This is a genomic window from Bacillus sp. ISL-75, assembly GCF_018613095.1.
Window position 1 is genome coordinate 50,324 of the sequence record NZ_JAGGQX010000027.1, and the last position, 22,758, is coordinate 73,081.

The following is a 22,758-nucleotide window of genomic DNA, read 5'->3' on the forward strand; positions in this document are numbered from 1 at the left end:
CTCTAACCACTTCTTTCCATCCTTTTTCTTTGGAGCAGGATTATTGCAAATACAGGTGCACCAATTAAAGCAGTGATGACACCAATCGGTAATTCAGTAGGAGATATGATTGTCCTTGAAATTAAGTCAGCTAAGATTAAAAAACCGCTTCCTGTTATGATCGATAAAGGAAGGAGATGCCGATGATCGGGTCCCCATAATAATCTAGATAAATGAGGAATCACTAACCCGACAAAGCCAATGGTGCCTGACACCGCAACCGCCGCTCCTGTTAAGATGGAGCCAGCTGTTAAAATAATTAGCTTTCTTTTTTGAACATTGACTCCTAAATGCTGTGCCCGCTCTTCCCCAAACGACATGGCGTTTAGTTCCTTTGCATTAAAAATCAGCAGGCCTGAGCCAATGATAAAAAATGGCAAAATGATCTTTATGTACTCCCAGCCTCTCATCGATACACTTCCTAATAGCCAGCCAATAATTTGCCGGAGCTCATCCCCAGTCAGTGCAATCATCAGCGAAATAATTGCCCCTAAGAAGGAGCTAAAAATTATCCCTGTTAAAATAATCGTTTCCACTCTCATCGAGCGCTCTATTTTACTGGCGAAAGAAAGGACTAAAAAGATGGTTAAAAAGGAAAATAAAATACTTAGCAATGGTAATGTGAAGGAACCAATAAAAGGAATCGATAGATGGAAAAACAGTGTCAACACCGCTCCAACAGACGCCCCGGAGGATACACCTAGTGTATAAGGATCTGCTAACGGGTTTCTTAACAGTCCTTGAAAGGCTGCCCCTGCAATTGCAAGAGAAGCCCCGACAAGACCTGATAAAATCACTCTAGGTAAGCGAATGTTAAGGACAATACTTGAATACATAGGGTCAATTGTCTCCAATGAAATAACCCCAAAAACTTTCGCACTGATAATCTTAATAATTGTTAAGATTGGAACCGAAACTGTTCCAATTGAAATCCCTAATAAAAAAGCTAGAACAAGGAACATTCCAGCTATTATATAGGCTAAATACTTATTATTTAAAAATCTCAGGATAGACAGCCTTTGCAAGATCTTCTACTCCTTCAACGATCCGAGGGCCTGAGCGAGTCACGCGATCAGAATCCACATCGACTACATGCTTATTTTTTACAGCGTTGACCGTTTCCCAGCCCTTTCTGCTTAAAACTTGTTCTGCCGGATTTTTAACATAGTACCCGTATGTTGTGACGATAACATCAGGATTCCGTTTAATCATCGCTTCTTGATCAATTTTAATCCAGCCTTCTTGATCATTTGCAAGGTTTTCAGCATTAATCGAACTTAGCATTTGATCCATAAAGGTATTCTTTCCAGGTGTATAAATTTCTGGAGCCGGTGAAACCTCAACTAATACCTTTTTCTTTTCTTTTATTTCCCCAGCCTTTGCTTTAATTTCAGCCAATTTATCCTTCATCCCTGTAATCATTTCATCGGCTTTCGCTGTTTCACCGGTAGCTTTCCCAATCATATCAATGGAATCATAAACTTGGTCAAAATTTTGCGCATCATTAACAACCAAAACGGTAATTCCGGCATCTTTAAGCTGCTGAAGCCCTGCTTCAGAATTATGAGCAGACGATGCATGTGCTAGCACTAAATCTGGTTTTAAGGAAATGATTTTTTCTAAGTTTATTTCCTGTCCGCCGATTTTTTCTTTTTTCGTCGCGGCTTCCGGATAATTATCGAAATCAGACACGCCCACCACTTCTTTGTCAAGTCCTAATGCAAATGCAATTTCTGTATTACTTGGAATTAATGAAACGATCTTTTCAGGTTTCTTTTCGATAATAACTTTAGTTTTGGTAGCATCTGTAAGTGTAACTGGATAGGTTATTTCCGCTGTTTTCTTCTCAACGCTGGATTTATTCTCTTCCTTAACTTGGTCTTTCTTTTCAGCACAACCTGCTAAAACTCCTACTGTTAATAATACTACTAACAGCAATGAATACAATTTCTTCATTTTTCTCCCTACTTTCAGTGTAATAAATATTATGTAACAAAAAATAAATCTTCTTGTGCAAAAACAAAATGGCTTGGATAAAAACAAAAAACATCTCCACTAAGTAATGGAGATGTTGGTATGATTAGATTCAGGTTACTAGCAATAAGTAAAGGGAGTCTAGCCTTCAACACCGTCCCATCCTCGTAGGTTTATTGGCGCACAAGTATTAGGCAGGTTTCCTGGCTCATGATCATCGCTTCCTATGCCTTCCCATCGTAGTCGACAGTGGCACCATATAGGTTGCTCTCATTTACAGTGGCGGGACCGCGTTGGCTTATACCAAACTTCCCTTTTAAGCTGAAAATCTCTCGAAAAGATTTTAGCACCTAATTTTTAAAAATATTTTTTGTTAAATTCATTATAGAAAAGTTGACATGAATTGTACATGTTTTTTTGCTATAATTTTATAGTTCAATCGTTCTGCACAAATTGGCCATTTCAATTGCAGCCGAAGCGGCATCCCATCCCTTATTACCCGCCTTAGTCCCAGCACGCTCAATTGCCTGTTCAATAGAATCCGTGGTTAACACACCAAAAATAACCGGAATACCACTACTTAAATTAATTGCGGAAACCCCTTTTGCCACTTCATTACAAACAAAGTCAAAATGAGGAGTAGAGCCGCGAATGACTGTGCCAAGCGTGATAACTGCATCATATTTTTTACTATTAGCCATTTTTTGGGCGATTAATGAAATCTCAAATGCACCTGGTACCCAGGCAATATCTACGTCTGTCTCACTGACGCCATGTCTTTTAAGTGCATCCTGTGCACCGCCTAATAGTTTACTTGTAATGAATTCATTAAAACGTCCAACCACGATTCCAACTTTTAATCCTGAGCCAACTAAATTTCCTTCAAAAATATTACCCATGAGTATGCCTCCTAAATTTGTTTTAAACTTCCCGCTTAACTAAATTTTCCTTGTTGTTTCGGTATTCTACTAAATCTTTAATCGTTATCATTTTAATGTTTAGCTTATCAGCAATTTTGCGCAGCTGTGGGACACGTGCCATCGTGCCATCGTCATTCATGATTTCACAAATGACACCAGCAGGCTTGGCACCGCATAAAATTGCAAGGTCTACAGCTGCTTCTGTATGCCCTGTTCTGCTCAAGACTCCGCCTTTTTTAGCAATTAATGGAAACATATGCCCTGGTCTTAAAAAATCAGATGCTTTTGATTCCGGGTCAACCATACTCAACACCGTTGCTGAACGTTCAAATGCAGAAATGCCCGTGGTAGAAAATTTATGGTCAATGCTTACGGTAAAAGCTGTTCGATTTGGATCCGTGTTCTTGGAAACCATTGGATGTAAGTCGAGCTTTTGAGCTAATGCCTCGTCAATAGGAACACAGATTAGACCTCTTCCGTGAGTGGCCATAAGATTTATAACCTCAGGCGTTGCTTTTTCAGCAAGAGAAATAAAGTCCCCTTCATTTTCCCTGTTCTCATCATCGCAGGCAATAACAACCTTTCCTTCTTTTAAATCAGCAAGAGCTTCGTCAATCGTATTAAACACGCCACATCTCTCCTTTCAAAATTACATACCAATTAAAACTAGACTTTTCCAACCAAAATTTAATTAAAGCCATTGTCTGCTAAAAATTGTGCCGTTATCCCTGTCTTACGCTTTTGCGCTGTATCACTTGAAAGGTTATTGATAAAATGGCCAACGTATTTACCAATCATATCGCATTCTAGATTAACGATATCCCCTGACCCCTTTAGTCCCAAAATCGTTTCCGACAATGTATGGGGGATGATCGATAGTGTAAAACTATTTTCCGTTACCGCAAAAACAGTCAAACTTGTCCCATCTACCGTTATAGACCCTCTTAAGATTACATATTTTAATATATCCTGCTCTGCTTCAATCTCATAGTAGACGGCATTTTCGAAGGACTGTTTACTTTTAATTATGCCTGTTCCATCGATATGTCCTGAGACAAAATGGCCGCCAAACCTTCCACCTGCTGCCATCGCCCGCTCAAGATTTACTTTGGAACCTCGCTTTATCATATTTAAACTTGAAGCTTTGACCGTTTCGGGCATAACATCTACCGTAAACAGCTTACCCGTAAAGGATGTCACCGTAAGACATACCCCGTTGACCGCAATACTGTCGCCAAGGTGAACATCATTAAGTATTTTTTTTGCCTCAATGGCTAAAACAAACGACTCGCCAGTCCGCTGGATGTTCGCGACTACCCCAATTTCCTCAATAATTCCAGTAAACATAATTTCCTTCTCCTTACTATGGTTCCACTTAAATTCTTACCCTAAAATGAAAAAGACCCTGAAGACAATAAGTCCTCAGGGTCCTATAAAAGACAATAGAAAATAAAGGGTTAAAAATAGGTACACTACACCCTACAATTAATCCCGTCTTTTCCTTCTCCCATCCAGACTTTAACTGTCGGCTCTGGAGTTTCACCAGATCCACCGTTTAACAATAATATGTTAACCGGGTCACGGACTAAGAAGCATCGCTTCATCACCGCCGGTTAGGAATTTCACCTGACCCCGAAGGCGACCGTATCTTAACCGATGCGGTCGTTTAATTATTCAATTAAGTTTATATTACTTTAGGAAAGCGAAACATGCAAATAAAATAGCTCCCTATTTTGCGCTGAAAAAAGGATTTTATGCGGTAAATCTTGTATTAAGCTGTTTCTAGTATCCTTTCAATTTCTTCAAAATGCCTTCCGTATAACCTCGAGTGATGTTTAGTGATAAATGAATTGTCATAAGGTTTGTATCTTTCATAAGACGGTTTTAGCATTCGGACCATAAAGGCTGGCTTGCGCTCTCCTCCAAAATTTAAGACGCAGATCGCGTGCCTCGTGGTTTTCGTGTTCGGGATATTTAAGGCAGATTCAATAGAGATCGGCTGCAGCTGAGTCTCTAATTTTTTAAAGGTATTTTCGTTGTCATTTTTAAACAGCAGCCAATTCACCCCGCCCGAAATTAAGTCCTCCGATATCTCTTTTAACTGACCCAAATGATGGCAGGCAAAGATGCTCCCTAAACGCTCCTTTCTACCCTGTACGGCAATTCTCGAGAGCAGCTTAGCAAGACCTGGATTTTCAGAGAGATACGTCTGAGGCTCGTTATAAACAATAAATGCACCATTTCCTTGGTCTTCTACCGTCATTAACATCCTTGTCATTAGTACTTTTAAGGTAATCCAGTGTACTAAAGTCCGTACAGCAACAGTGGATAGAATCCGATCTGGCACTCTAAAGATAACAACTTTGCCTTCCTTCATCCATTGCTCCAGGTTCATTTCCGCTTTAGGGGGCTGTGCAAATATTTCGAATAAAGTGGAGTCGCCCATAAACTCATCTAGCCTATTCAGAATGGATCCCGCTTTTCCATCGAGTGACTTTTGGCCATCTTTCGTGCATTTCATTTCGGTCGACGTGATTTCCCCTTTGTTATTTTTCTTTTCTACTAACTCATATTTGCTTAAATAAATTTCAATCTCTTCTGCGATCCTCGGCTTACCTTCTAACCGTAATCGTTTGGCTGTTTCTTCTCTAAATGATTCTTCTTCCAGCAATCGTTTAATATTGTATAAGCTGCCGTTCGATGCCTGGGCAAAGGCTCTTAAAATCTTCCGGCTTTGCCCCATCGATTCCACATCTCCAAAAAAGTCTATAAGCTCATTGGCAAAACGATCTGCACCTTTACGGCCAATTTTAGCCATGACCTCGGTTAGATCTAGTGGTGGTAAATAATTCTCATCTGATAAGTCGATATCAATAATCCTTTCAGGTGGAAGGCTATCTCGGATACCGTTTGCCATGCCTTGTAATCCATCTTTATTCACCTGGTCAATCACCACAAAGCTAATATTGTGATTTAAAGAAGCCTCTGTCACGAAATTTTGAATAAAGGTATCTTTACCACTACCCATACCTCCCATGGCGACGTACCCTTTATATGTCTCCTCGGGATTATTGAGAGGAATTTGAATTGGTTTTTCCTCGCCTTTTAATTCTGCATGACCAACTAAGATTCCGCTGCTCATCTGGGCTTTGATTTTTAACGGTTTACAAAGCAGTTTTATATTGTTACTTCCGATACTTACTTTAATACCATTGATATTCACATGAGCTGGGGACAATTTGTGGATAAAAATTGATGGGATTTCAGTCTCCACTTTTTTGTTTACAGACAATTCATTTTCATACCGTTGCTGGATGATAGAAGTAGGCATCTGTAAGGCTACCTTTGCGATCTCATCGCAGGATAATAAAGATACGTCTCCATCAGCTTTTGTGGTTTTAGATAAATGAAGTGTGTTCAACTCCTGAATGATTTCACGTCTCCTCCATTTTGTGCGTACCTTATAAGGTAATAATTCATTGTCGCCCGCAATTTCTGTGAAGGAGCTGCTAATCGTATTTACCTGGAGATCTGCCCGAAGTTTCATTTCAGAATATGCTGCAACTCGAACCCAAGTCTTCCATACAGGCTCGTTCAACTTATCTAATGTTTTAGTGCTAAGCTTACCTGAATTTAGCTCATCGATAAGAGCTGATTTCTTATCAATGATCTTCTTTTTCTCAAATGGTTTGTCGCTTTTGAAGAAGGTATTGCCAACAGCATTCATAACATCGTTTAGAACGTCATAAATTTCATTAGCAAAGGTCCCTATACCTTTCTTAAATGCTTTTTGAAATTTACTGGAGGTAATTCTGGAGCGAACAGGAATTACCCCCTTCTGTAATTTTTCATTGGCCCAATGACTGTTCTGGGCCCACTGTTTTCGGTCGTAGGTTTCTGTACAAATCGATAATCTTGCAAAGTCTCCATCCATTGAAATATCATCTAGTGCGGTTAGTAGTGAGGCAATTGGTGAAGTTTGTTCGGTAGAATTTACTCTGAGGGAAAATATATCATGCCTAGAAAGACGAATCTCTTGGAGCACAACTTTATCACTATTTGGTATTTCCAATACTTTTGTTTCCACTTCTTCGACAGTAACTTTCATGTAATTTCCAAGAATTTCACGGAATTTTTTTACCCATATTTCTGTAGTACTAACATAGAATTCAATGCGTTTTTCATCTTTCTCCTGTTTGAATATCACGTCAAACCAAACGGTATCTTTTTCTCGATACGTATATTTGAATCCTTGTCTGCTGATTCTCGATGGCATTTTATCATAAATTTCGTACATATTATGGAGGACTCTCCACATTTTTGAATTGCTGTTATTGGTCACTGACGTGTGAGGGACGATTCGGTAAGTGACCATTTTATTTTGTTGATAAGCAAAATACTCAGATAGTTTAATGGACTTTATTTCCCTAATATTAACCACGAGATCACCCCCATCATCGCAAATCCCCAGCGTGTGAAATACTTTGGAAAATTACCAGTGAACATAATGGCAATACCTGCAGCAATCGTAATTCCTGTTCCTATTTCGGGCATTAGGTCCGTTAAGGTATGCCCTATATTGGTGAGCCAAAGTTGCAACGTTTCTTGAAAGGTCTCTTTTGTTGGGATGCCAGCTGCATGCATTTCGGCACCGATGACTTTATCAGCAAAAGAGTTATATTTGTCTAAAATGAAGTGACCCACATCGCTGAAATGAAACCCGTTACCTTGCATATTTGAAATCTGTTCGGCAGCAGGTGTAGGATCCACCCATTGTCCGGCAGCATCTTTCATCCCATAATGTAGATGAGCACCGGTTGAATTACCCGTGTTTCCTGATAATCCAATGGAGTCACCAGCGTGTAAGTGCTCGCCTATCTTCACTTTGATGTTAGACATATGCCCATATATGGAAAGTGTACCGTCCTCGTTTCGAATGAAGACACCTTTTCCTAAATTGTTTGTGCCCAAGTCTACTACCTTCTCTACAACCCCATTCATAACGGTATGGAGATCCGTTCCTTCTGGCATAGCCAGGTCAATCCCATGATGGGGAACCATATTTCTTACTTCTGATAACTCGCCATAATCACTTGATAATTGAAATTTCATTCACCTTACCCCCTTTACGGATAAAAGCGTTGAAATTAACAGGCTTAATCGGTTTGTTTTTAGAATAAAGCCGGTAGCCAATGATACATAACATAATGATTGCTTTAGTGCCCATCTCTGTCACCGTCCTTTTTTCAAATCGAATAGCAATTGAACAAAAAACTCAACATCTTCTGTCTTTGTGGCAATCTTCAAAAGCTTTTCTATAAAAGCAATCGACTTACTCATCAGTATCACTCCCTATAACTTCTTTAGAAAGTCCCGAATATCAATCGCATGACGGGCCAAAATATAACCGGCAGAACCACCTATCAATAGCTCCAGTGCCTTTGGTCGATGTCCGAACATCCAGGCTACCCCACCAAACACAAACACACCGACTACAATCCAATCCACAATATTCATAACCGCTTCCCATAAATTTCCGAAAGTTTGGTCAGCTGATGCTTTTGTAGCTGCCCAGGCTGATTTCGGAACCATCACAGCCATTAAACCTCCTCCCACGGATACTACTCTCATTAAGTTTTTATCCTGGAGCATTTTGAGTAAATCGCCCACTGGGTATTTTTCTTGTTTCACAAATTGCTTAAAATCAATTGTCTCAGTACGTGCCATTTCATTCCCTCCTGAATAAATCGTTTTGATTTTGCTGATAATAGAAGAAACCAATCTAAGGAGCTGTTGATATGTTATTTTTAATCGGTGGAGCCATTGGTGCCGCAATCGGAATCCTTGTCAATGTTCTTAGTTAAATACTTAATATCTCTTTTAATTACTTCCACACGAGGCGCTTTTAGCGTCTCTTTTTGCTGTTCAAATTTTCTTTTTTCCTCTAAATAGCCATCTTTTTTCTTCTGGTACTCACGATCCACTAGCAATTTTAAAAATGCACTTGAATTTCTTTTCTTTCCGTTGGATAAAGATGAGACAAATTCATACAATTCTTTTTGTTCTGGGTCTTCAGTATTTAAGCATAAAGGAATTCTTTTTATACTCACTGTTGTTGTCTCCTTCGCAAGTGTTGATTAACTAGTTAATAACTAGCAGGATTTTAATAATTAATTGCGAACTAGTTAGTAACTCGTTATTTGATAAATGATATTCGCCTATTTTCATAATAATGTACGTCCATTTATATTTTTTTGTAAAGGAGTTTACATATGGAGTGTCGATTAAAAGAAATATTAGAGGAAGAAGGAAGAACTCAAAAATGGTTGTGTCAAAAAGCAGGAGTCACTAGCACCACAATGACTAGTCTTGTAACTAAAAAGCGTCTTCCTTCATTACCAGTGGCTTATCGTATCGCAAAAGCGCTAGGGTTATTAATCGAGGATATTTGGTATGAAGAACAATAAAAAAGCCCTCCAGCTATAACTGGAAGGCTTAAAACGTGCTAATTTATAAAAGTATGTAGTTGGGGCAAGGAAGCTTCTAGCAAGTCTTCGCTTTTGCTATAAGCATATGCGGGGGCGTAAATAATAATGCATGGTCCTTTACGAATAATAAAAATATTTATCCTATTTTGTTTTCTGAAACTTTATTGAAGGATTTACGTAATGATATATGGAATTCATTTACATATAAAAATAAGAAGGAGCAAAAATTATGACTACTAAATACACAAAATTAAATTATCGGTTCGGAATTATTGAATACCCAGTTACATTGAAAGAAATGGAGGAAATTTCACTGGAGTTTCCAAAAACAGAAAGGAAATTTTACGAATTCGCTATCACTGCGCTTAAAAAAATTGTAGGAGAAAGTGAACAAATATTTTCTTTTACTACGGCAAATCCTAAATTAACAAAAACCGGTTTTATTGTTATTACTGACGTTAAGCTTATTTTGGTTTCAATGAAAGGTGGGCTTTTCGGAGGAGCTGAAACCGAAATTGTCCAATATAAAGATGTCAAAGGTGTTGATTTTGACATTGCCCCGAACCCTTTCGGAGCTGCACAAATGGAATTGGGAATTCTCGAGTTAAAAACTAAGGGTACATTAGGTACGAAGAATAGATCTATTAGGAATATACCTGAAAATAGTTTAGACCGCATTGTGAAATTAATAAGAGATTTTTCAAAAAGTTGAATTGATCAATAAAGGAAGAAAAGAATGAACGTATTAATTGAAATACATTACACCTCGAGTTCCAACAGAACAACACAATCAGGATCCTTTCCACATAGGGGAAGAAAACTGGAACAAATCGCGTTAGAGTTTTGGAAGCAAATTCAGAAGGATAACTCTCATCGTGCAGAATTAGAAAAAGTTATTGTGAATGGAGACCAGGACATCACCCAGATGGTCAGGGATTTAGAAAGAGATATAATTCGGAAGATTATGAACGAGGATAATTTGCCTTTTTAGCCCCGATGGATTTTGGGGCTATTTTTTATTTCACATAATCTTCACAAGGGTATTTTCTAAATTTGTCTAATACACCATGTATCAATTAATAAGGTGTGTGGATTAAATGATAGTTAAACATAACGGAAGATTGGTTAAAATGAGATTTTATGATTTCAGGGATTGCTTCATGGCTACTGCAAGCACCAGTGATTGTTCAGTGTGGAACTGCTACGGCTCTACGAAAGAAGCTGCAAAAGAAATGGCTTTGTTTAGATTAAATCAAGCGCTGGAGGAAGGGAAAGAACTTGGAGTCGAAGTGCATCGCGATGGATATACGTTTTTCCGTGAGAAGAAAGCCCCTCTCGATTGAGAAGGGCTTTTAATTTTTCTTTTTTGAAACTTAATCAAAAAAGCCTTGTGGAATACAATGTATGACATTTGTTATTATTTTTGTAAAAAGAAACTAATAATTGTTCGAGGTGAAAAATGGAAAAGAGTAAGTTCGTTCTAAATACAGTAGATAGAAATGGGCATGATTTAATAATTAGTGTAGAAGGTGTTGATGATCATCAATTGGCTCACTTTGGAGGGCTTGATTTACATGTAAAGGCAACAAAAGAGATGATTAGTGATATTAACGGCACTTCTTTCCCAGAAAAAGAAGGAGATTATTTGATTACTGAAAAGGTGATTGCCCTTTACCTTAACGAAATAGGAGAACTAATTAGAAATTCTTCCCTTGACCCAGAGTATTTAGAAGGATTCTCAAATACTGATCTAGTTAAGGACTTTTTAAACAATATTGAAGAAAATAAATTTATTTTGGATGTTATTGAAAAAGATAACGAGTTGATTAAAAAGCATAAAGATGAAATTAAACATGAAGAAGACCAGATTTGGAATAACATCCTTTCTGACATCCATGATAAAAATAAGTAATCAAATAAACTAGATCAAAATTTGCACAAGCCCCTATTATTAGGGGTTTTTGTTTTGCCACAAAATATACATTTATGAATATAGGCATTACATAATTATTGTCGAATTGAGGTAGTAAGGAGAGGTGATAAATTTGCCGTGGTGGATAAACGCATTTTGGGATTGGTTTTGGTATTATCGTCGTGGAAAAATTAAATATCGTGTTTGGGATTTAGGGTTTGAGTGTAAGGCTTCAGCTTCAAATGGAGATTTAACAATTTGGAATTGTTACGGTGGTACCCGGGAACAAGCCTTAGAAATGGCCAAGTTTAGAATGAAAAAAGCCCTAGCAGAAGAAACTCCTCGGGAATGAGGGATATTAGTAGCTTATTAACAGGTATTGTAATAAGATTGGAAATTTTCAGTTATGATGGTATTATAAAAACTGACAAAATACTATAAATACACCAAAAAAAAGACACGTTCTTTAATAAGAGCATGTCTAGGGGTCAGTCATAAATTAAGTTCACTATTAATCTATCATATATTAAATAGATTTGTCTAGGACTGGCCCCTGCTATATTTAGGGGGAAAATGTTTTGATTGAGAAAAGAATTGGCGTTATTATTATCCACGGAACGATGGGAAGTGTATTAAAAAAAGAAGGAAAAAAGATTTGGCCTTTACATTATGGATCTCAAGAGCATTATATTCAGAGTTTAACACCAATTACAAATTCTGTTGAACCCTCTCATATGCTTTCAACTTACCAACCTTTAAAAGCTGTATTAAAATTAAAATTTGATATTGTTGAAGAGTTTGTATATGATTGGCGCCTAAACAACCTTGAGCATAGTAATCTACTAAAAAGTAAAATCGCTTCCATGAATGTGGATGAAGTTCATATTGTTGCCCATAGCATGGGAGGCATTATCGCTAAAATCTGTTTAATTGAACATGAAGGGGACCCTGAATTAGAAAAGGTAAAAAAATTAATAACATTAGGTACTCCGTGGAAAGGGTCAATGGATGCTGTTAAAACCCTTTTATACGGATCACAAGTTCCAGATAAGTATCTAAAATTTATAGACAAAAAAGCCTCAAAAGAAATATCATTACATTTCCCAAGTGTTTACCAATTGCTTCCTAACGAGGAATTTTTAAATAAATTAAAATCAATGAATTGCGTTCCTTTTTTTCTTAATGACAGCTACTATGATAAATTTGATGATTTTTTTCAAGGTGTTTTACAAGAGAAATTTGTGGAAAACCATAGCTATGAAGGGGTATTTTCCGAATACTATGAGTTATTGAAAAAAGAAGTACCTTCTCACATTGAATTACATGAGGTAATTGGAACAGGAAAACCTACTATTAAAATAATTTGTGAAAATTCGAGGAAAGAACCATATGTAAGTTATGATGAGGGTGATGGAACAGTACCATTATTAAGTGCTTATTCAGATTTACATGATAGGCAAAATTATTATCCGTATTTTGTAAATAAAGCCTCTCACGTTGGTATGACATTTAATCCAGATATTATTAATTTAGTAATGGATATTATTCTCGAGAATGATTTTACCCCAAACTTTGCAGTATTTAATGATTTAGAAAGTGAAATGTATCGTAAATTTAGTGGGTATATAAGTAAAGTAGCATGTCCAGTTGATATTTCAATTAGGGACAATGAAGGTAATATCATTTACGGTAATATCGAATCAATCTTTGATGAAGAAATCCGCGCATTAATTCAGAAAGATTATCAAGTCGAAAACATTGGTTCCACTACCTATGTAATATTTGATGAAACTAATGATACTAACATAAAAAACTTTGATGGACTTGTTATTGACGCTTATGATAAAGGGCTTACATCCATTAGATTAGATAAGTATGAAGATGGAAAAATTACTAAAAGACAAGCATTTAAAACTTTTGAAATTAACCCTAATCTTCAAGCCGAGCTGGTCCTTAAAGAAGAAACAAATACGAGCTCACTTGTTATTACAAAAAACGGTGAAATCGAACAAACATTACAGTTACACGATATTTCAATAGATGAAGATAAAGTTAAAACACCATCGACTTTTATCAATTTCTCTGGTGACAACATCATTCATTTGGAAAATGAAAATATTTTCATCGGGACAGATAAAATCATTTTACAAATAGATAAGGTTGTTCCAGGTGATTTTGAGCCGAAGCAAACTTTTATATTAATAAATGGAAAAGAGTATACCGTAAAAAACAATATATTTTATTTAGATCTTCTATTGTTAAATCACGGCGAAAACGTAATTGAATTTTTCACAATAGATGAATATGATTATAGTGAAGCGAAACAGAAAATAATCTTATACTACTTTCATAAAATAACTTCAAAAGTAGAATTTTTATTTAATGACAAACTTTATTTGGTCAATTTATCCGAAGACCCAACCTATAGCCGTATAGCAAATTTGTACAATTTAGAACGTACTCCACCAATGTACAGCTTCCAAAACAACGAGGGAGTAACAGGATATCAGGTCATTTATAGTGGTATTGAAAGAGAAATGGAAATCCACTATACTGATATTTTTGGTAAACAGAGTAGTTATAATTTCCTTGTTGATGAATTAATAGCTAAAAAGATTGTTAAAGGTGCTGCTACTGTCTCAGATGTTCAAACTTTTGTTAAAAAACTAAATTTGACTAGTGTAAATTATCAATTCCATTTAAATAAAAGTGGTAATCACAAATTATTAAATGATAACAACCTAAATGGAAGTACCAAATTCGAGATTTTTAGTGACACATCCAATGTTGAAATTGTAAAAAATGTGGAATTAGATGTATCTTTTGAAAGTTTATCTGAACATATTAATGTTACTTCAGAAATCGAATATTATACCTTTATCTTCAAAGTTCTCGATGTTGATCAGCAATATGTAAAAGATTTAAACCTTGTGGGTGAAATAATTTTTTCCATTAATCCAGATAAGGGTATCGAGGGTAAGTTATATAAAGAAAAATTTGATGTGGAATACATGACGAGCAATGGTTCATATAAATTAATATTAAACTTAAAAGGCATTAAAAATATTCTTGATGGGTATTGGAAACCACAAGAAAAAGTATTAAGCACAGCTAAACTTTATATTATTAATACTAAAAATAATGCGAATATAAGAGGATTGGATCTAAAAATAGCGAAATAATAAATAGTGGATTAGGTTTTGGGGAGGTGAAATGGTGCTTCTTGTCAACATTATTACGATAGGTGTATTGAGTATAATATTTATTCTATTAGTAATGGGATATTTAAAAAATGCTTTTTTCGATATTACCATATTATACAGATTCACCATTTTACTTGCTCCAATAATCCTGTTTATCGTAAATCTAATTTTTCTTTATTTAACCAAATCATCTTTAATATTTTTTTCTATCTTGCCATTGCTTATTCCTCTAATTTATAGTTCAATAGTTAGACTTCAGGATTTCCAAGGGCATAAAACCTATAAGGAGTTTAAGGAATTTTCAAAGGTTCTGGTGAGAGTAGCGAACGAAAGTAAAATAAATATTTCTCCGGATGATGTAAGAATTAGAATAAAACAAAGAAATAATGTAAGTATTATTTTTAATGTTTATTCAAGTAGCGACGAACAAATTATTAAATCACTCCTTGCTGATTTCCAAAAAACAGTGAAAAATGCCTATAAAAAATATAATGTAGAATTTTTAATTGATAAAAAAAAAGGTAATAATTCACCTTCTCCCATTATCCAGTATAATTAATATTGCAAAGCCCCCATCTCAACCGAGACAGGGGCTTTTAAACTTTAATGTCCTTTAGATTTAAGAACTGCTTGTAATTTTTTACGCGTATTTGGTCCGTAAACTCCATCGACTTCATATGGGAGGTAAACCTTTTGGAAACGTTTAACGGCATCCTCGGTTCCATCACCGTAAATCCCGTCTACATTTCCACAATTAAAATAAACAGCATTTAATGCTCTTTGCAGCTGTTTAACTTCATTGCCTTTACTTCCTGGCTTTATGCTTCCATTGGGAACTGGAAATCTGTAAAGCTCTTGTGGCTTCTTAGGTTCTTCTGGTTTGCGAGTATATACATTTTTCGCATTGCCTAATTTTATTTTTTGCCCCACTTTAAGTTTTGTCGGATCCACATCTGGATTTGCTGTAATCAGATCCTCAACTATCACTCCCTGAGCCCCATCGCGGCCGGCAATGCTCCAGAAAGTGTCACCTTCTTGGATTGTGTACATTCCTGGCAGTGGATCTGGAATCGGATTTGCTGTCACTGGTGCAGGATCTTTGTAGGCAGTAGCAGCATGATAATCATACATACAACATTCTTTCCAGCTGTATCCAGGCATTTCTCTGTGAGACTTGTCCTCTTTTCCAATGCCATCCTTAACAAGAGCGAAATGAAGCTCAGAGATGGATTTCAAAGTGGCCTCATCCAGCTTTTCTGATCTGTAATCACCCGCCACACAGATTCCCAGTGAAAACCTGTTGCTGTTTCCTACATGATAGGAGCTGACTCCTGGATCATGAGCCCACACGATTCTGGCTCGGCCCTTTCCATCTACACCTTTGACCAAATTCTTTGGCTCAATGATAAAGTGATATCCCACTCCCGGCCAGCCAAGGCTCACATGATAATTAGCAAATGCTTCAGCTGATGATCCGGATAAATCCTTCTTTGTTAAAGAATGATGCCACACCCGGATAGTCTTGGATGGCACTCCATAATTTTTGTATTCTCCTGTTTCTTTGAGTCCTTTTCTCATGTCAACCAACTGAGGTAATTTTTCAAAAGCATATGCCATTACTTATCCTCTCCCTTATCAAAACTTTTTAATTTTTCGCTCACTTCTTTTGGAAGAATAACCTCAATAGCCTTCAAATTTTCAACGATGCTGCCACCTTCTTTGTATATAAAAAGTGCCAGGGTAAATCCAGTTAAATAAAAATTGAGTCCTAATACAAAATCAATGGCCAGAACAAAAACAATCCCCACTAACTCGCCAATCCATCTGATAATACCGTCACGCATAATACGAGATTGATACTTTACAACCCCCTTCCACGTTTTCAACAGGCCAGAAACAAAATCTAAAACTTTAACAAGGAAATAAAAAAGTAGCATTGTTACAATGATCTTTGGTAGAAATTCAAGTAAGTGAAAATCCATTAACATCATTCCTCTCGATTTAAATTGAACAAAATAAAAAGAGCCCTAATAGGACTCTTGTATTAAAATTATTAAACATTAAAAAGGACTAGAAATTTTGCTTATGCCAGATTCATGGTTATAAATTCCGACTGAACCAGATCCTCCATTATTCCAAAACATCTTGCTTGCAGAAATATTATATTTCTTACAATACTCTACAATTAATGTTTCATAGACCCTAGGGAAGTCAGCACCTAGAATAATTCTTTCTAAAGCATCTTCATATTTTACATTTTCATATTCATTTTGCTGATTTGAAAACACAACATATCGATACTCCCATTCGTCTTTCCAGTCGGGTGTTTTTGAGAAGAATAATTCGTTATTATACAAATTAAGATGATTTTTAGCACATTCTTCGATTCCATCTTTTTTAATATCATCATAATTTAAATAGAAAGCACTGATTAGATTTTCTGAGAATTGACCGTATGAAACATTATTATGGTATACGGTTCCTTTGTCATGAAAATTATTTTTAATTATTTTATTTAGTTTGTATTTATCAAAAACTAAACAAATACCTGTATGGTTACCTGCATATTGGGCCCACATTCGGGGATGCGCAAAACCTCTCCCCCGAATAAAACTTAAGGCGTCTGTTTGTAATATGTTATCCCTAGTAAAACAAAGTAATTTAGTATTATTCTTTAGTAATTTATTTATTTCACTCTGTAAATTATAAACAGCTTGGTTATCTAAATTGTCATCTGATGAGAGTATTAATGTAAAGTTCCAATGCTTACTTTCTCTTGGATCATTCGTTTTACTAAACGGACTAAATCTTAAGGTTCGGCTGGTCAATATATGTTCAAGTGCAGTTGTATACGTTGTAAAATGATAAAGATATTGGTCGGGATTAAAATTATTTAACATTAATAAGTCATCCTTTCATATATGAAAAGTTAAACCTATTAAAGTATATCATGCCAATCGTCAATTTTACTCTTCGCATAAAATCACTTAACTTCAAAATAAAAAGCCCTCATGGAGGACTTAACTCAAAATGTGAATAATCATTTTTAACCAGCCAAAGAAAGAAATCCATAACGGTATACTCAAACTTGTCCAAAACAAAAGACCTTTTAAGAAACTACCCTCTTCAGAATATACCATAATGAACAACTCCCTTATTGGTTTGTTCGCTTAAGTATAAATGAAAACGTTTTCTTTTTATATACTTTGTTCATTAAGGTTGTGTCTAAGTTTTCTCCAAATGTTCAATACTAAAATTACAACTCATATTCCTTTGTTATTGTTGTCCCTAAGTGACTTCTTGAATAATCATCAGCATATTCAATTTCCATAATACCAGAAAAATTAAAGTCATACATTTTGGTCTGTTCGGAGTTAATTAGAGAAGGACAAGGCTTATCAACAATTTCTTCCCATCCCTTTCCACCTATCATAATGTTTTTAATATAAGCATCAGCTAATCCTTTATTTTCAAATATTAATGAACCGTCGATATAAGTGACAACTATTCTTGCTTTTTGTCTCTCAATTTCTTCTTTTTTTCTTTTTTCTCTCCGTTCAACTAAATCAGTGAAAAACTTTGAAAAATTAACCACTAAAGCTAGTAGTGCAATTACAACAGAAACGATAGATAACCACTCTGCCCAAGTTAAATTAAAGTTCATATGCTAAATATCCCCTTTAGATCAGTTTCTTAATTTATTTTACAAAATAAATCTAATAAAAAGGGTCCTTTTTGAATTTTTTTCTAAGTTTCTTGAATTTTATTGTCATAGTTTCATCCAATTAATCTTGTATGCAACCTATCCACATAAAAGAGAGGACTGAAAAACAGCCCTTTACCTTGAGTACATAATTAAATAATCCACTGAATATAATTCATTGGAGGTGCTATTAGTGATTGATAAACTAATTGAAAATGATCAACAAATAGTAATTTCTTATGTTTTAAACGGTGAGCAAGAGTTAGAAAATCTTCTTTGTTTTATAGTGGAATTTGACCGGGAAAATAAACTTGTTCATGTCGAAACTACTTATGGATCAGAATACATTTTTCCATTATCAGTTATTAGACAAATTGAAATTAAGAAACGCCGCTGAAATGCGGTGTTTTTTTGCCTAGATTACGACGCAGTTTCTTCCTGTGTTCAATTTATCCAAAAGTATTGATATATCTACATTTGTAGGTATTTATAGAGAGTCGTAAATAAAAGTGTGTCGTAACCTACTTTTTTATGAATAAGACTCGATAACCTAGTTAATATTAGTGTTTAGGGTGAGGTTTGGAAGACGCTCACTCTAGCTCACTTAAAGATATCCGTAGTACTTACAGTCAGCTACGGATATCTTCTTAATATTGAACCATTGAAAATCAAAGAATGCCCTTATAACATCATGAGGAGTAAATACAAATGCGTCGTAAATAAACCCCTAAAACTTGGATATGCTAATGGACACGATAGTATTTATTTTCTGGAGGATTTTATGAAAAATTATAACCATAATGTTTCAATTGAAGAAATCCCTACTCTTTGGACTGAATTTATAAATGATTCATTATCAATCTGTGCTCTTCTCAATTCTTCAGCTAAGGTACCAGATAGGGACGAAAAGATACTGGAATTTGCTCATAACATTGAAGAATCCATATTTAATAAATCACAGAATTGCTAAAACAAACAATTCGCTTTTAACATTATTATGTTATAATTTTGCTGGAGCTGATAGTGTCCGATGCAGAGTAGACCCTGCAGAAGGATGAATATCGGCTCTTTTTAATTAAAAAAGCACCCAAATTATGTGCGCTTCTTACACACAGTTACGACGTACTTTGTTCCTCATGTTCAATGTATCCATAAACGTTGATATATCAACACTTATAGCCATTTATGGAGAGTAACAAATACAAGTGCGACATAAATACTTTTCTATTACTCAGTGTTTGCCCATTGCCATCTAAGACAACCCTTCATAATATACAGCACCTCAATAAATTATAGTATTCATTTACACAAGCACTTTCTTAAAGCGTCATTTATACGACTCAGATTTTTCACAAATGACACTACTCTTGTCCCATTCATATTAAGATTTTCCTCATATAATATTACTACCTTAAATAGATTGGGGGTGGAAACCTTGAAAAACCAACAAAAAGAACCTAAATCAATTGTAAACGTTGTGTTTTTCATAATGTCTATAATTATAATTGGAACATATCTATTCTTTAAAAAGTAGGACTGTTTTCAATTTAATACGTTCTCTTGTAGAGCGTATTTTTTTGCATAAAAAAGCACCCATCTTCATGAGCGCTTCTTCCGGATCTCCTCCAGCAGTTTTTCTTCTTCGATGAATTGTTTCATTTGCTGATTAATCCATGTGGAAATTTTAATTCCTTTTTTCTCTGCCAGTTTGACGAAATCCCTATATACATCATCTTCAAGTGATATGTTGTGTCTGGATGTAGGCAGTATTACCACCTCCAAATACTGATGGTAATATTGTCCATTATACATCGTTATTTATCAATACACAATATTATCTACTTATACACACTATTGCGCAGTTTCTTCCAAATGTGAATTATACTTTATCAAATTTGCAAACTATTGTTTAGTCCAAGTTATAGTACCAGTATTACTTATACTTGCTTTCCAATAACTACCGTCAGGTGATTTTAATTGAAGTCCCTTAGTTGAATCCCCAATGATTAAATCACCGAACATAGTATTGTCTGATTCTGTATTTACGAAAGATTTAGGGTAATCATCTGCACAAGTAGCAAAAATACGGTTACACCTCACCAAGGTATTAGCATTATTGGCTCCCCAAATGGTGAATTTAAGTTTGTACACGCTGCCTGTTCTGGCTGCAATATGGACAACTGATTGATTTAAAGCAGAACCAAGATATTTTTGAACGTATGAACCACCTGAAGTAGTAACCCATTCAATTTTTATATTCTGAGGAGTTTCACCCCAAGCGAATCCAAGACCGATACTCTCAACAAATGACAATGGCTTTGAACTGCAATCAATTTCTATAATAGCAGGGGCGGCTAAAGTAGGATTTGTCCATGAACACTTTTGTTCTTTTCGTAAACTAAACATCCACGGAAGTGAACCACTTGTAATAGCTGCACCTAAATTTGTAACCGTAAATCGTTTAGTAGCATTTAGTAAAATATCATCTTGCTCACCAATCATTGTTTTATCATTTGGCATAACTGGCGGCATATCTGGAGCCACTACACCACTATTACTCCAAGTACCATCAGTATTCAAGGTGATATTCCGCACTACTCCATTTGCATCTACCATTGGGATTTTATTGGTAAACTGAGGAATATATGCTTTCCCTAAATTTTTTGATGAAATTGCCACAACTCTACTAATTGTTACCTTATTATTTGTTGCTACTGCCCCGTAAAAAGAGATTCTTATTTTATAAAGAAAATCCACGGTAGAGTATGGTGGAGAAATTAAGAAATCATTCGAAGTATTCCCTTTTATTTCGTGTAGCCACAACCATTGTGTACCCGTCCACCCCTCAATTTTTAATCCTTTAGGCATAGCGCCCCAAGGATGAATAGTACCAATAAATTGAGCATATATGGCTGGGTCAGTGGTGCAGTCAATCACTATTTGAATAGGGTTGTCATAATCTGTTCCTGTCATATCCCACGTTGCACCCTGTTCTGTATCAGGTAGAAAAATATCTGTCAATGTTCCTGTGTTGGGTGTTCCCATTGTTTGGGTTACAGTATAACCCCGTTTATCTCCATTAATTAAATAATCATCTTGATTCCCGTTAAACTGTCCTTTATATGGTGTTGAAATACGATTAGCTAAGGTACGTTGATTTGTTACATAGTTGCCTGCGCTGCCTATTTCATTCATGTATCCTTTATCTGACCACGACTCTGTTATTTCTAATGACATAGCAGTATATATTCGATTGAATTTTGAACCTTGTGTGAAATTAACGGCAGGCTTACTGTCGTTCATTTTGTGAATATCCCACATAAAAATATTAAATGTATTATAAGCCGATTCACAATAAACGATTGCTTCCGTCGTTGCTTCCGCTTGGAATTGGCATTGATCAAACATATTTCCTGCAACGTCCCTAGGAACTCCACCTTTACCCTCCAAGTAAATACCGTACTTGAAATTTTGTGCTGTAATTTGGAAAAAGTAGTTTGCATTTACCCATGCCATATTACTGTTATTTGATGCGTATAAAGTATCTAATACAGGGTCCACGCGTAAATGGATGACTTTATCAAAGTTGATGAATGTTAAATTGTTGAATTTGACGTTATCAATAAAAGCACCTGCCGTTTTAGCTTCACATAATATCCCTGTTCCAGTAAAAGCACCTGCTGTAGACGGAACTTTATTCAAGATATTCATATCTGAAATCGTGTGCGTTTGTCCGTAGAATTGAAATATATCTGCTGCATCAAGATAAAAAACTGCTTTTGTAAAGGTAATATCTTGTAAATCAACTGTTCCTCCACTTAATCTTGCTTCTGGTCTTAACTGAAAAATATTAAAGTTACCTGTTGTTGCTTTTATAACAGTGTTTTGACCTAATTCTAGATGAACTCCTCTTGGAATAATAATAGTTTGGTCGATTTTATATATACCGTCTGGAATTTTTACTTTTTTAATAGTACCAGTGGATGCAGAATTTAGAGTATTTATAATAGCTGTTGAATCAATTGAAGCACCGTCACCTTTTGCTCCAAAAGCTTTAACTGACGTCGCAATTTGTGCCAACTCCGACTCAGCAGCTGTCACCCTGGGCTCTAAATATAACGGGTTATTTTTTAAATCTGGTGTCTTTATTCCCCACGGCATTAACGCAGCACCTCCGCACGATAGGCAGTAGTAGCTGCAATCGTTACCGATGTAAAGGCTTCAAATAAAGCACTATATCCTTCTCCTGGCTTTACCTTTCTTGTTTGATCATTGATGGTAAAGTTTAGATCTGCAGTCCCATCATTGACAATTGAAAAACCGTATCGATTGCTAGGAAAAGTTGTAATTGGCGCCGTATCAGTCCAAGCTTCCATCGCAATTGTTCCTCGAGCTCTAAAGTATGCCGCTCCATCAGAGCCCTGCGCTAAAACCCAGTCACCTATTGTTTCATCAAAAAACTGTGGAGCAATCTTATCTTTTGCCCTTTTTAAGTCTTTATCTTCTCCAGCCACAAAAA

General features: G+C 35.8%; 24 protein-coding genes, 1 pseudogene and 2 riboswitches. Of the genes and pseudogenes, 10 read left to right on the forward strand and 15 right to left on the reverse strand.

All coding sequences use genetic code 11. The annotated features are described in order from the left end of the window. Positions 1 to 2: 2 nt before the first annotated feature. The 9 genes and pseudogenes from J7E63_RS12615 to J7E63_RS12655 form a co-directional block, all read right to left on the reverse strand. Positions 3 to 1,064 (reverse strand): FecCD family ABC transporter permease, encoded by a 1,062-nt coding sequence (locus J7E63_RS12615; protein WP_215012656.1) that lies wholly within the window; start codon positions 1,062 to 1,064, stop codon positions 3 to 5. Continuing rightward, on the reverse strand, positions 1,030 to 1,995 hold the full coding sequence (locus tag J7E63_RS12620; protein ID WP_215012658.1) for an ABC transporter substrate-binding protein: 966 nt from the start codon (positions 1,993 to 1,995) through the stop codon (positions 1,030 to 1,032). Before J7E63_RS12620 ends, J7E63_RS12615 begins: the two co-directional genes overlap by 35 nt. A 194-nt stretch (positions 1,996 to 2,189) precedes the next feature. After that, a riboswitch (cobalamin riboswitch) is annotated at positions 2,190 to 2,382 on the reverse strand. 59 nt (positions 2,383 to 2,441) lie between these two features. Further along, entirely contained in the window at positions 2,442 to 2,912 is a 471-nt protein-coding gene (gene ribH, locus J7E63_RS12625) for a 6,7-dimethyl-8-ribityllumazine synthase (protein ID WP_214716906.1), read from the reverse strand. Positions 2,913 to 2,937: 25 nt separating this feature from the next. Next, positions 2,938 to 3,561, reverse strand: a pseudogene (ribB, locus tag J7E63_RS12630) (3,4-dihydroxy-2-butanone-4-phosphate synthase); the annotation flags it as partial. 59 nt (positions 3,562 to 3,620) lie between these two features. Beyond that, the gene (gene ribE, locus J7E63_RS12635) at positions 3,621 to 4,280 is read right to left on the reverse strand and encodes a riboflavin synthase (RefSeq protein ID WP_215012660.1); all 660 of its coding nucleotides are present in this window, start codon (positions 4,278 to 4,280) and stop codon (positions 3,621 to 3,623) included. A gap of 148 nt (positions 4,281 to 4,428) precedes the next feature. Continuing rightward, positions 4,429 to 4,577: riboswitch (FMN riboswitch) on the reverse strand. 127 nt (positions 4,578 to 4,704) lie between these two features. Beyond that, positions 4,705 to 7,374, reverse strand: a complete 2,670-nt coding sequence (locus tag J7E63_RS12640; protein ID WP_215012662.1) for an ATP-binding protein — start codon at positions 7,372 to 7,374, stop codon at positions 4,705 to 4,707. Then, positions 7,353 to 8,045, reverse strand: a complete 693-nt coding sequence (locus J7E63_RS12645; protein WP_215012664.1) for a M23 family metallopeptidase — start codon at positions 8,043 to 8,045, stop codon at positions 7,353 to 7,355. The genes J7E63_RS12640 and J7E63_RS12645 overlap by 22 nt, the downstream gene beginning before the upstream one ends. 240 nt (positions 8,046 to 8,285) lie before the next feature. Beyond that, positions 8,286 to 8,660 (reverse strand): glycosyltransferase, encoded by a 375-nt coding sequence (locus J7E63_RS12650; RefSeq protein ID WP_215012666.1) that lies wholly within the window; start codon positions 8,658 to 8,660, stop codon positions 8,286 to 8,288. 80 nt (positions 8,661 to 8,740) lie between these two features. Next, positions 8,741 to 9,043: a hypothetical protein gene (locus J7E63_RS12655; protein ID WP_215012668.1), complete on the reverse strand. Its 303-nt coding sequence runs from the start codon at positions 9,041 to 9,043 to the stop codon at positions 8,741 to 8,743. A 162-nt stretch (positions 9,044 to 9,205) separates the two neighbouring features. Here J7E63_RS12655 and J7E63_RS12660 point away from each other — a divergent pair, with 162 nt between their 5' ends. The 8 genes from J7E63_RS12660 (at position 9,206) to J7E63_RS12695 (ending at position 15,095) form a co-directional block, all read left to right on the forward strand. After that, positions 9,206 to 9,400, forward strand: coding sequence for a helix-turn-helix transcriptional regulator (locus J7E63_RS12660; protein ID WP_215012670.1), 195 nt, complete (start codon positions 9,206 to 9,208; stop codon positions 9,398 to 9,400). Positions 9,401 to 9,650: 250 nt separating this feature from the next. Further along, complete coding sequence (locus tag J7E63_RS12665; protein ID WP_215012672.1) at positions 9,651 to 10,133, forward strand: PH domain-containing protein; 483 nt, start codon at positions 9,651 to 9,653, stop codon at positions 10,131 to 10,133. 24 nt (positions 10,134 to 10,157) lie between these two features. Beyond that, on the forward strand, positions 10,158 to 10,412 hold the full coding sequence (locus J7E63_RS12670) for a hypothetical protein (protein ID WP_215012674.1): 255 nt from the start codon (positions 10,158 to 10,160) through the stop codon (positions 10,410 to 10,412). 106 nt (positions 10,413 to 10,518) lie between these two features. Continuing rightward, positions 10,519 to 10,764: a hypothetical protein gene (locus J7E63_RS12675; protein ID WP_215012676.1), complete on the forward strand. Its 246-nt coding sequence runs from the start codon at positions 10,519 to 10,521 to the stop codon at positions 10,762 to 10,764. 116 nt (positions 10,765 to 10,880) lie between these two features. Further along, positions 10,881 to 11,333 carry a hypothetical protein gene (locus J7E63_RS12680; RefSeq protein ID WP_215012678.1) on the forward strand — a complete coding sequence of 151 codons (453 nt, stop codon included), beginning with the start codon at positions 10,881 to 10,883 and terminating at the stop codon, positions 11,331 to 11,333. Between the two features lie 133 nt (positions 11,334 to 11,466). After that, a complete protein-coding gene (locus J7E63_RS12685) occupies positions 11,467 to 11,685 on the forward strand; it encodes a hypothetical protein (protein WP_215012680.1) in 219 nt (72 codons plus the stop codon). A 226-nt stretch (positions 11,686 to 11,911) separates the two neighbouring features. Further along, positions 11,912 to 14,515 (forward strand): lipase family alpha/beta hydrolase, encoded by a 2,604-nt coding sequence (locus J7E63_RS12690; RefSeq protein WP_215012682.1) that lies wholly within the window; start codon positions 11,912 to 11,914, stop codon positions 14,513 to 14,515. 31 nt (positions 14,516 to 14,546) lie between these two features. Beyond that, the gene (locus J7E63_RS12695; RefSeq protein ID WP_215012684.1) at positions 14,547 to 15,095 is read left to right on the forward strand and encodes a hypothetical protein; all 549 of its coding nucleotides are present in this window, start codon (positions 14,547 to 14,549) and stop codon (positions 15,093 to 15,095) included. 44 nt (positions 15,096 to 15,139) lie between these two features. Here the strand turns inward: J7E63_RS12695 and J7E63_RS12700 are convergent, their stop codons facing one another. From J7E63_RS12700 to J7E63_RS12715, 4 genes are all read right to left on the reverse strand, one after another. Then, entirely contained in the window at positions 15,140 to 16,153 is a 1,014-nt protein-coding gene (locus J7E63_RS12700) for a peptidoglycan-binding protein (protein ID WP_215012692.1), read from the reverse strand. After that, entirely contained in the window at positions 16,153 to 16,524 is a 372-nt protein-coding gene (locus J7E63_RS12705; RefSeq protein WP_285289933.1) for a phage holin family protein, read from the reverse strand. The genes J7E63_RS12700 and J7E63_RS12705 overlap by 1 nt, the downstream gene beginning before the upstream one ends. Positions 16,525 to 16,596: 72 nt before the next feature. Next, positions 16,597 to 17,436 carry a DUF2971 domain-containing protein gene (locus J7E63_RS12710; RefSeq protein ID WP_215012695.1) on the reverse strand — a complete coding sequence of 280 codons (840 nt, stop codon included), beginning with the start codon at positions 17,434 to 17,436 and terminating at the stop codon, positions 16,597 to 16,599. 356 nt (positions 17,437 to 17,792) lie between these two features. Further along, positions 17,793 to 18,200 carry a hypothetical protein gene (locus J7E63_RS12715; protein WP_215012697.1) on the reverse strand — a complete coding sequence of 136 codons (408 nt, stop codon included), beginning with the start codon at positions 18,198 to 18,200 and terminating at the stop codon, positions 17,793 to 17,795. 232 nt (positions 18,201 to 18,432) lie between these two features. Between J7E63_RS12715 and J7E63_RS12720 the strand changes: the two genes are divergently transcribed. Both J7E63_RS12720 and J7E63_RS12725 read left to right on the forward strand, forming a co-directional pair. Next, positions 18,433 to 18,636, forward strand: a complete 204-nt coding sequence (locus J7E63_RS12720) for a hypothetical protein (RefSeq protein ID WP_215012699.1) — start codon at positions 18,433 to 18,435, stop codon at positions 18,634 to 18,636. Positions 18,637 to 19,020: 384 nt separating this feature from the next. Continuing rightward, a complete protein-coding gene (locus J7E63_RS12725; protein WP_215012701.1) occupies positions 19,021 to 19,209 on the forward strand; it encodes a hypothetical protein in 189 nt (62 codons plus the stop codon). A gap of 932 nt (positions 19,210 to 20,141) precedes the next feature. Here J7E63_RS12725 and J7E63_RS12730 read toward each other — a convergent pair. Both J7E63_RS12730 and J7E63_RS12735 read right to left on the reverse strand, forming a co-directional pair. Continuing rightward, entirely contained in the window at positions 20,142 to 22,400 is a 2,259-nt protein-coding gene (locus tag J7E63_RS12730) for a glycoside hydrolase family 55 protein (RefSeq protein WP_215012703.1), read from the reverse strand. Next, positions 22,400 to 22,753: a hypothetical protein gene (locus J7E63_RS12735; RefSeq protein ID WP_215012705.1), complete on the reverse strand. Its 354-nt coding sequence runs from the start codon at positions 22,751 to 22,753 to the stop codon at positions 22,400 to 22,402. Before J7E63_RS12735 ends, J7E63_RS12730 begins: the two co-directional genes overlap by 1 nt. Between the last annotated feature and the right edge of the window lie 5 nt (positions 22,754 to 22,758).